A 7,951-nucleotide genomic window follows, 5' to 3' on the forward strand; every position below is an offset into this window, starting at 1 on the left:
GTCACGCTCGCCGTGGTGGTCGTATCGGGTTTCGCGGCCGGCTTCGCGGCATCCTTCGGCGCGGGCGCCGGTGCGGCCGCAACGGCCGTATCGGAGGCCGGCGGTTCGTCGTGCGCGACACCCGCCTGCACGTCGGACACATCGTCGTCGCGCGGCGCGACCGCCTGATGCGCGGGGCGGTTCGGGATGTCGATCGCGATGTCGTCCGTGACCGGCTTCGGGTGCGAATCGAGCACCATCGGCAGCACGATCACCGCGGCCACGACGAGCGCGATCGCGCCGACGAGGCGACGGCGCGCGCGTTGCTTTTCTGGAAGGGTCGGATCGAGGAGCAGTGCATCCGATTCCGGACGCTCGGTGCGGCGCGAGCGTCGCTCGACGCGTTCAGTGCGCTCCGTGCGCACGTTCCGGGAGGCCCCGGTGCGACCGCCGCGCCGCGGGGGCGCGTCGTCGTCTTTCTTGCCGAACGAGAAAATTCCCATGAATGGCTGAGTCCGAAACTGCCCGTCAGTCAGTGTTGCTGCGATTTACGGTAGGCCAGCACGCCGGCAACCGTATGGAAACTGCCGAAAACCACGATTCTATCATTCTCGGATGCTCTTTTTAGCGCATCGCGAAACGCTTCCGCGGGCGACGCGTACCGCGTCACGCTCGAATCGGGCCCCTCCTCCACGCCGGCCTTGCGCAGCGCGGCTTCGAGCTGCTCCGCGGAGGCCGCGCGCGGCAGCGGCAGGTCGGTCACGCACCAGTGGTCGATCTCGCCCTTCAGGTGCTGCAGCACGCCGTCGATGTCCTTGTCGTGCATCGCGCCGAACACCGCGTACGTGTACGGGAAGAAGCCCATGTTGCCGAGGTTCTGCTCGAGCACGGCCGACGCATGCGGGTTGTGCGCGACGTCGAGCACGATCGCCGGCTTGCCCGGCAGCACCTGGAAGCGCCCCGGCAACTCGACGTTGGCCAGCCCGAGCCGGATGTCCTGCGCGGATACCGGCAGCACCGGGCGCAGCGCCTCGAGCGCGGCGAGCGCGGCCGACGCATTGATCAGCTGATTCGCGCCGCGCAGCGCCGGATACGCAAGCGCCGGATAGCGCTTCTCGCGGCCGAGGTAGCTCCATTGCTGACGCTCGGCGCCCGCCTGCGCCTCGTAGCGGAAATCGCGGCCGACCAGCCACAGATCGGCGCCGATCGCTTCGGCGTGGTCGATCAGCGTCTGCGGCGCGGCCGGATCGCCGCAGATCGCCGGCTTGCCCGCGCGGAAGATCCCGGCCTTCTCGAACGCGATCTTCTCGCGCGTGTCGCCGAGGTATTCGGTGTGGTCGATGTCGATGCTCGTGACGATCGCGCAATCGGTATCGATGATGTTGACCGCGTCGAGCCGGCCGCCGAGGCCGACTTCGAGAATCACCGCATCCAGCCCGCGCGAGGCGAACAGATGCAGGATCGCGAGCGTCGTGAATTCGAAATACGTGAGCGATACAGGTTCGGCCAGCGACGTGCGCGCGGCTTCGACGGCCTCGAAATGCGGCAGCAGTTCGTCGTCGGTCACGTTCTGCCCGTTCACGCGCGCGCGCTCGTTGAATTCGAGCAGGTGCGGCGACGTGTGGCAGCCGACCTTGTAGCCCGCGCGCACGAGGATCGTCTCGAGGAACGCGCAGGTCGAACCCTTGCCGTTCGTGCCGCCGACGGTGATCACCGGGCACGCGAATTCGAGCTGCAGCGCCGCCTTGACCTGCCCGATACGGGTCAGGCCCATGTCGATGCCGACCGGGTGCGCGCGTTCGAGATGCGAAAGCCACGCGTCGAGAGTGGGAAAAGTGCTCATCGGATCAAATCTGGATCGGTACCGCCACTACGCCAAAAAACGAAGCGCGCCGCCTGACGTTGAAGCCAGGCGACGCGCAGAGTCACAACCTTGCGCCGGTCAAGCCAGCGCGTCGGCCGGCTGTCGCTGCAGCAGCGCGAGCAACTGCGCGATCTCGTCGCGCATCTTGCGACGGTCGACGATCATGTCGATCGCGCCCGTCTTCAGCAGGAATTCGGCGCGCTGGAAGCCTTCCGGCAGCTTTTCGCGGACCGTCTGCTCGATCACGCGCGGGCCGGCGAAGCCGATCAGCGCCTTCGGCTCGGCGATCACGACGTCGCCGAGGAACGCGAAGCTCGCCGACACGCCACCCATCGTCGGGTCGGTCAGCACCGAGATGAACGGCAGCTTGGCTTCCGCCAGCTTGGTCAGCATCGCGGTGGTCTTGGCCATCTGCATCAGCGACAGCAGGCTTTCCTGCATCCGCGCGCCGCCCGATGCCGTGAAGCAGATGAACGGCACGTGCTGCTCCAGCGCGTTCTGCGCGCCGCGCGCGAAGCGCTCGCCGACGACCGAACCCATCGAGCCGCCCATGAACGAGAACTCGAAACAGGCCGCGACGACGGGCAGCGTGTGGATCGCCCCGCCCATCACGACCATCGCGTCGGTCTCGCCGGTTTCGTCCATCGCTTCCTTCAGACGATCGGGGTACTTGCGGCTGTCCTTGAACTTCAGCGAGTCGACCGGCACGATTTCCTGGCCGATTTCATAGCGGCCTTCCGGATCGAGCAGCCCGTCGAGGCGCTCACGCGCGCCGATGCGCATGTGGTGATCGCACTTCGGACACACGTGCAGGTTCGCGTCCACGTCGTTGCGATAGAGAACGGCCTCGCAGGACGGGCACTTGACCCACAGGCCTTCCGGAATGCCCTTGCGGCTTTTCGGGTCGGTCTGCTTGATCTTCGGCGGCAACAGTTTGTCGAGCCAGCTCATCGTATGGTTTCCTGTTCCGTGGCGGGGCGGGCCAACCGGCCCGTTTCCGCTTCCTGTGTTGTGTTTATCGCGCCGTGTTGCCCGCACCGTCCAGCGCAGCGCGCAGCTCGGCAATGAAAGTCTTCAACGCGGCAGCGGCGCCTTCCGGCGCGGCGCTCTCGAGCAGCTGCACGAGGCGGCTGCCGATCACGACGGCGTCCGACACTTCGGCCACCGCGCGCGCCGTTTCGGCGTCGCGGATACCGAAGCCGACGCCCACCGGAACCGGCACGCGCGACTTGATGGCCGGGATTTTACCTGCAATGCTCGAAACATCCAGATTTCCCGCGCCGGTCACCCCCTTGAGCGACACGTAATACACGTAGCCGCTCGCAATCTTGCCGACGTCGGCGATGCGTGCGTCGGTCGATGTGGGCGCAAGCAGGAAGATCGGATCGATCTGCGCGGCACGCATTTTCTCGGCGAACACGCCCGCCTCTTCCGGCGGATAGTCGACCACCAGCACGCCGTCGACGCCGGCCGCATGCGCTTCGGCCGCGAACGTGTCGACGCCCATCCGTTCGATCGGGTTCGCATAGCCCATCAGCACGACGGGGGTTTTGAGGTCGGTTTCGCGAAAACGCTTCACGTCGGCGAGCACGCTCTTCAACGTGACGCCGCGCGCGAGCGCGCGTTCCGACGAGCGCTGGATCACGGGGCCGTCGGCCATCGGGTCCGAGAACGGCACGCCGAGTTCGATGACGTCCGCGCCGCCCGCGGCGAGCGCGTGCATGAATTCGACGGTTTTCGCGGGATCGGGGTCGCCGGCGGTGATGAACGGGATCAGGCCCTTACGGCCTTGTTCGGCGAGCGCGGCGAAGGTCTGCTGAATACGGGACATGGCAATTTTTCCTAGATGCATGCGGCGATGCGGCGGCGCGATTCACGCGCACGCCGGCGCGGCGAGCGCGCTCACGCGCTCGTGCGCGATCGCACAATAGCTTTCGTTGATCTCGTAGCCGACGAAGTCGCGCCCCTGCCGTGCGCAGGCCACCGCGGTCGTGCCGCTGCCCATGAACGGATCGAGCACGCGGCCGCCCGGCGGGCAGCTTGCGAGCACCATCCGCTCGATGATTTCGAGCGGCTTCTGGGTCGGATGATCGACGCGCTCCGCGTGCTGCCGGTGCAGGCGCGAGACCGACCAGACGTCCTTCGGGTTGTAGCCCATCTCCAGCCACTTGCTGCCTTCGAACAGCTTGCGCGAGCGGGCCTTCTTCGTGTCGGCGTCGTACGGGATGCGGACCGGATCGAGATCGAAGTAATACGCCTTCGAAACCGCGAAAAAGCCGATGTTGTCGTGCACCGACGTGAAACGGCGCGTCGTGCCGCCCATGCTCGGCACGCGCCGGTCCCAGATGATCTCGTTGACCATCGTGAGCTGCGTCTTCAGGAAACTGAAGATTTCCGGCGCGTACTGCCACGTGCAGAAGATGTACATCGACCCGCTCGGCTTCAGCTTCGGAATCGCGAGCTCGAGCCACCCGCGCGTCCACGCGAGGAAATCGTCGCCCGAACGCTTGTCCGAATCGTTGCCGTAGTCCTTGCCGAGCCCGTACGGCGGATCGGCGACGATCAGGTCGATCGACGCATCCGGCAGATACGCGGCATGGGTCAGGAAGTCGCGGTTGTGCAGTTCGATACCGGACGGCAGCGCGCGCGGCGCGGCAGCGGCGAGCTGAACCGCCTCCGCCTCGCTCGCGGCGCCGCCGCCCGGCTCTTCGATCAGGTCACGCATCGGTCGGGGTCAGAGCTCGATGCCCGATCGCTCTGCGACCGTGTGCATGTCCTTGTCGCCGCGGCCCGACAGGTTGACGAGCAGAAGCTTGTCCTTCGGCAACGTCGGCGCAAGCTTCACGCCATACGCGATCGCGTGACTCGACTCGAGCGCGGGAATGATCCCCTCGATCCGGCAGCAGTCGTGGAACGCCTTCAACGCTTCCGCGTCGGTGATCGGCACGTACTGCGCGCGGCCGCTGTCCTTCAGCCATGCGTGCTCGGGACCGACGCCCGGATAATCGAGGCCCGCCGACACCGAATGCGTCTCGATGATCTGGCCGTTGTCGTCCTGCAGCAGGTACGTGCGGTTGCCGTGCAGCACGCCCGGGCTGCCCGCGATCAGCGAGGCAGCGTGATGGCCCGTGTCGAGGCCGTCGCCGGCCGCTTCGACGCCGATCAGCTGCACCGAGGTATCGTCGATGTACGGATAGAAGATGCCCATCGCGTTCGACCCGCCGCCGACGCACGCGATCACCGCGTCCGGCTGACGCCCCGCGAGTTCGGGCATCTGCACCTTGCACTCGTCGCCGATCACGCGCTGGAAGTCGCGCACCATCATCGGGTACGGGTGCGGGCCCGCGACCGTGCCGATGATGTAGAACGTGCTTTCGATGTTCGTGACCCAGTCGCGCATCGCTTCGTTCAGCGCGTCCTTCAGCGTGCGCGAACCCGATTCGACCGGCACGACCGTAGCTCCAAGCAGCTTCATCCGGTAGACGTTCGCGGCCTGCCGGCGCACGTCCTCCGAGCCCATGTAGACGACGCATTCCATCCCGAAGCGCGCGCAGATCGTCGCGGTCGCGACGCCGTGCTGGCCGGCGCCCGTCTCGGCGATCACGCGCTTCTTGCCCATGCGCTTCGCGAGCAGCGCCTGGCCGATCACGTTGTTGATCTTGTGCGCACCTGTGTGGTTCAGGTCTTCGCGCTTCAGGTAGATCTGCGCGCCGCCGAGCATCTCGCTCCAGCGCTGCGCGTGATAGATCGGCGACGGGCGGCCGACGAAATACTTCAGCTCGCGCTCGAATTCGGCGACGAAGTCGGGATCGTTCTGGAACTTTTCATACGCCGCGCGCAGTTCGTCCAGCGCGTGAATCAGCGTCTCGGCGACGAACACGCCGCCATACGGGCCGAAATGGCCGCGATCATCAGGAAGGTTGTACATGGTGTCTCTCTCGATCGGTCGGTGCGCCCGCTTTGGGGGTCGCACCGGCTTGCATCACCCGGCGTCCGCTTCGCGCACCGCGCGTACGAACGCCGCCATCCGGGCATGATCCTTCACGCCCTTCTCGCCCTCCACTTCGATGCCACTCGAGACATCGACAGCAAACGGACGCAGCTGGCGGATCGCATCACCGACGTTTTGCGCGTTCAAGCCACCACTCAAAACGGCCCGACGCGCGAGCTCTGCGGGAATAAGAGACCAATCGAAGACCTTGCCGCTACCGCCGTAATCCGGCACCAAAGTGTCGAACAGGAGGCCGCGCGCTTTCGAATAATGAAGAGCCGATTCTACCAAATCGGCACGCTGCGTCGAGGGGCCGACGCGTACCGCGCGCAACCACGGCAGGCGAGCCGCGCGGCCGAGCGCATCGCACTGCTCCGGCGTCTCGTCGCCATGGAACTGCAGCACCGTGAGCGGCACGTCGCGCACGACGGCTTCGATGTCGGCTTCGGTTGCATTCACGAACAGCCCGACCACCGACACGAACGGCGGCGCGAGGCTCGCCAGCTCGGCCGCCTGCGCGATCGTCACCGCGCGCGGGCTCTTCGGGTAGAACACGAGGCCGATCGCATCGGCGCCGAGCGCGGCCGCATGCAGCACGTCCTCGGGACGCGACAGCCCGCACAGCTTGATGCGCGTGCGCGGCGCCAGGCCGGCCGCGGCGGAATTCGAAGAAGACACGGCGTGCTCCGTCATGTTTGTGGGTCCAGATCCGCCCAGACGCTGCTCCACGGTACGCTGCCGAGCTGCGCGGGCGGGACGGCGAATTCCGCCGGATAGCCGACGTGGGCGAGGTACAACCCGTCGGCCATGAACGTGGGCGCCGCGAGATTGCGGTCGCGCCCGGCCAGCACGTCGGCGAGCCAGTCGGCCGGATAGCGGCCGCGCCCGACCGCAACGAGGCAGCCCATCAGGTTGCGCACCATGTGATGCAGGAACGCGTTCGCGCGGAAGCGGAAATGGATGAAATGCCCCGCGCGCCGCACATCGATCTGATACAGGTGTTTGACCGGCGTCTTCGACTGGCATTCCGACGAACGGAACGACGAAAAGTCGTGCTCGCCGATCAAATGCGCGGCGGCGGCGCGCATTGCGTCGTCGTCGAGCGGCGTGTGGATCCAGCCGGCGCGTCCGGCCAACATCGGCGAACGCACCGGATGCACGTACAGCGCGTAGTAGTAGGTGCGCTCGAACGCCGAAAAACGCGCATGGAACGTGTCCGGCATCGGCTTCGCCCATTGCACCGACACGGTCGGCGGCAGGAACGCGTTGGTGCCGCGCACCCACGAAAACACCTCGCGCTCGAGATCGGTGTCGAAATGCACGACTTGCCCGAGTCCGTGCACGCCGGTATCGGTCCGCCCCGCCACCGTCGTGTGCAGCGGCACCCGTGCGAATTCGGCCAGCGCGTGTTCGAGCCGGTTCTGCACGGTCTTCCCGTGCGGCTGCGCCTGCCAGCCGCAGAACGCCGCGCCGTCGTACTGGATGCCCAGCGCGATCCGCATCACGCCTCGTCCGCCAGTTTCGCGAGCAGCGCGCGTGCATCGTCGCGGGTCGCGGCGTCGTTCGCGTCGATCACTTCCTGCAGCAGCGTCCGTGCGCCGGACAGGTCGCCCAGTTCGACGTATTCGGCCGCGAGGTCGAGCTTGTTGCGGGCGATGCGCGCGAGCTCGTTCGGGGTGAGCGCGGGCAGCGCGGCGCCCGGTGTCGATGGCAAGTCGAGGTCGAAGTCGAGCTTAAGCGCGCCGAACTGCGCGCCGCCGAGCGGCGGCAGCGATGTCGTCACGGGCGGGCTCCCAGCTTGGCTGGCGGGCGTCGCTGCGTCCGGGTCCCAATCGAACTCGTCGTCCTGGTTGGCGGGATGTTCCGGTGCCGGTTCACTCGCGCCCGTTGGCGGGCGCTGCGCGAATTGACCGTTAGTTGCGATTTTATCGCCGTCGGACTGCACTGCCCGCGCAGACGGTTCCTCTGCCGTCGACGATGGCTCGTCCGCCGTCCGCGGCGGCAGCGGCATGTCGAGACTGTTGAGCGCGCTGATCGCGTTCTGCATCAGCGACGCGTGCTGCGCTTCGGTCGTCGAAGGTGCGACGGATGCGGCGGTCGGGTCGGCTGGCTGGTCC

General features: G+C 66.9%; 8 protein-coding genes and 1 pseudogene. All 9 read right to left on the reverse strand.

The genetic code is table 11. The features are described from left to right. Positions 1-482, reverse strand: a pseudogene (locus H3O04_RS32090) (SPOR domain-containing protein); the annotation flags it as partial. A gap of 29 nt (positions 483-511) precedes the next feature. After that, on the reverse strand, positions 512-1,822 hold the full coding sequence (gene folC, locus H3O04_RS32095) for a bifunctional tetrahydrofolate synthase/dihydrofolate synthase (protein WP_006479330.1): 1,311 nt from the start codon (positions 1,820-1,822) through the stop codon (positions 512-514). A 99-nt stretch (positions 1,823-1,921) separates the two neighbouring features. After that, entirely contained in the window at positions 1,922-2,794 is an 873-nt protein-coding gene (accD, locus tag H3O04_RS32100; RefSeq protein ID WP_009691548.1) for an acetyl-CoA carboxylase, carboxyltransferase subunit beta, read from the reverse strand. Positions 2,795-2,858: 64 nt separating this feature from the next. Beyond that, the gene (gene trpA, locus H3O04_RS32105) at positions 2,859-3,674 is read right to left on the reverse strand and encodes a tryptophan synthase subunit alpha (RefSeq protein WP_023474482.1); all 816 of its coding nucleotides are present in this window, start codon (positions 3,672-3,674) and stop codon (positions 2,859-2,861) included. A gap of 42 nt (positions 3,675-3,716) precedes the next feature. Further along, positions 3,717-4,568, reverse strand: coding sequence for a DNA-methyltransferase (locus H3O04_RS32110; RefSeq protein WP_202589222.1), 852 nt, complete (start codon positions 4,566-4,568; stop codon positions 3,717-3,719). Positions 4,569-4,577: 9 nt separating this feature from the next. After that, positions 4,578-5,771: a tryptophan synthase subunit beta gene (trpB, locus tag H3O04_RS32115; RefSeq protein WP_011548091.1), complete on the reverse strand. Its 1,194-nt coding sequence runs from the start codon at positions 5,769-5,771 to the stop codon at positions 4,578-4,580. 54 nt (positions 5,772-5,825) lie between these two features. After that, positions 5,826-6,527: a phosphoribosylanthranilate isomerase gene (locus H3O04_RS32120; protein WP_043886338.1), complete on the reverse strand. Its 702-nt coding sequence runs from the start codon at positions 6,525-6,527 to the stop codon at positions 5,826-5,828. Beyond that, a complete protein-coding gene (gene truA, locus H3O04_RS32125; RefSeq protein ID WP_023474479.1) occupies positions 6,524-7,336 on the reverse strand; it encodes a tRNA pseudouridine(38-40) synthase TruA in 813 nt (270 codons plus the stop codon). Before truA ends, H3O04_RS32120 begins: the two co-directional genes overlap by 4 nt. Next, on the reverse strand, positions 7,336-7,951 hold a 616-nt coding region (locus H3O04_RS32130), incomplete at its 5' end, for a FimV/HubP family polar landmark protein (RefSeq protein ID WP_337249679.1). The genes truA and H3O04_RS32130, both read right to left, overlap by 1 nt.

This window comes from Burkholderia sp. KCJ3K979 (assembly GCF_016759955.1).
GTDB classification, from domain to species: Bacteria; Pseudomonadota; Gammaproteobacteria; order Burkholderiales; family Burkholderiaceae; genus Burkholderia; species Burkholderia orbicola.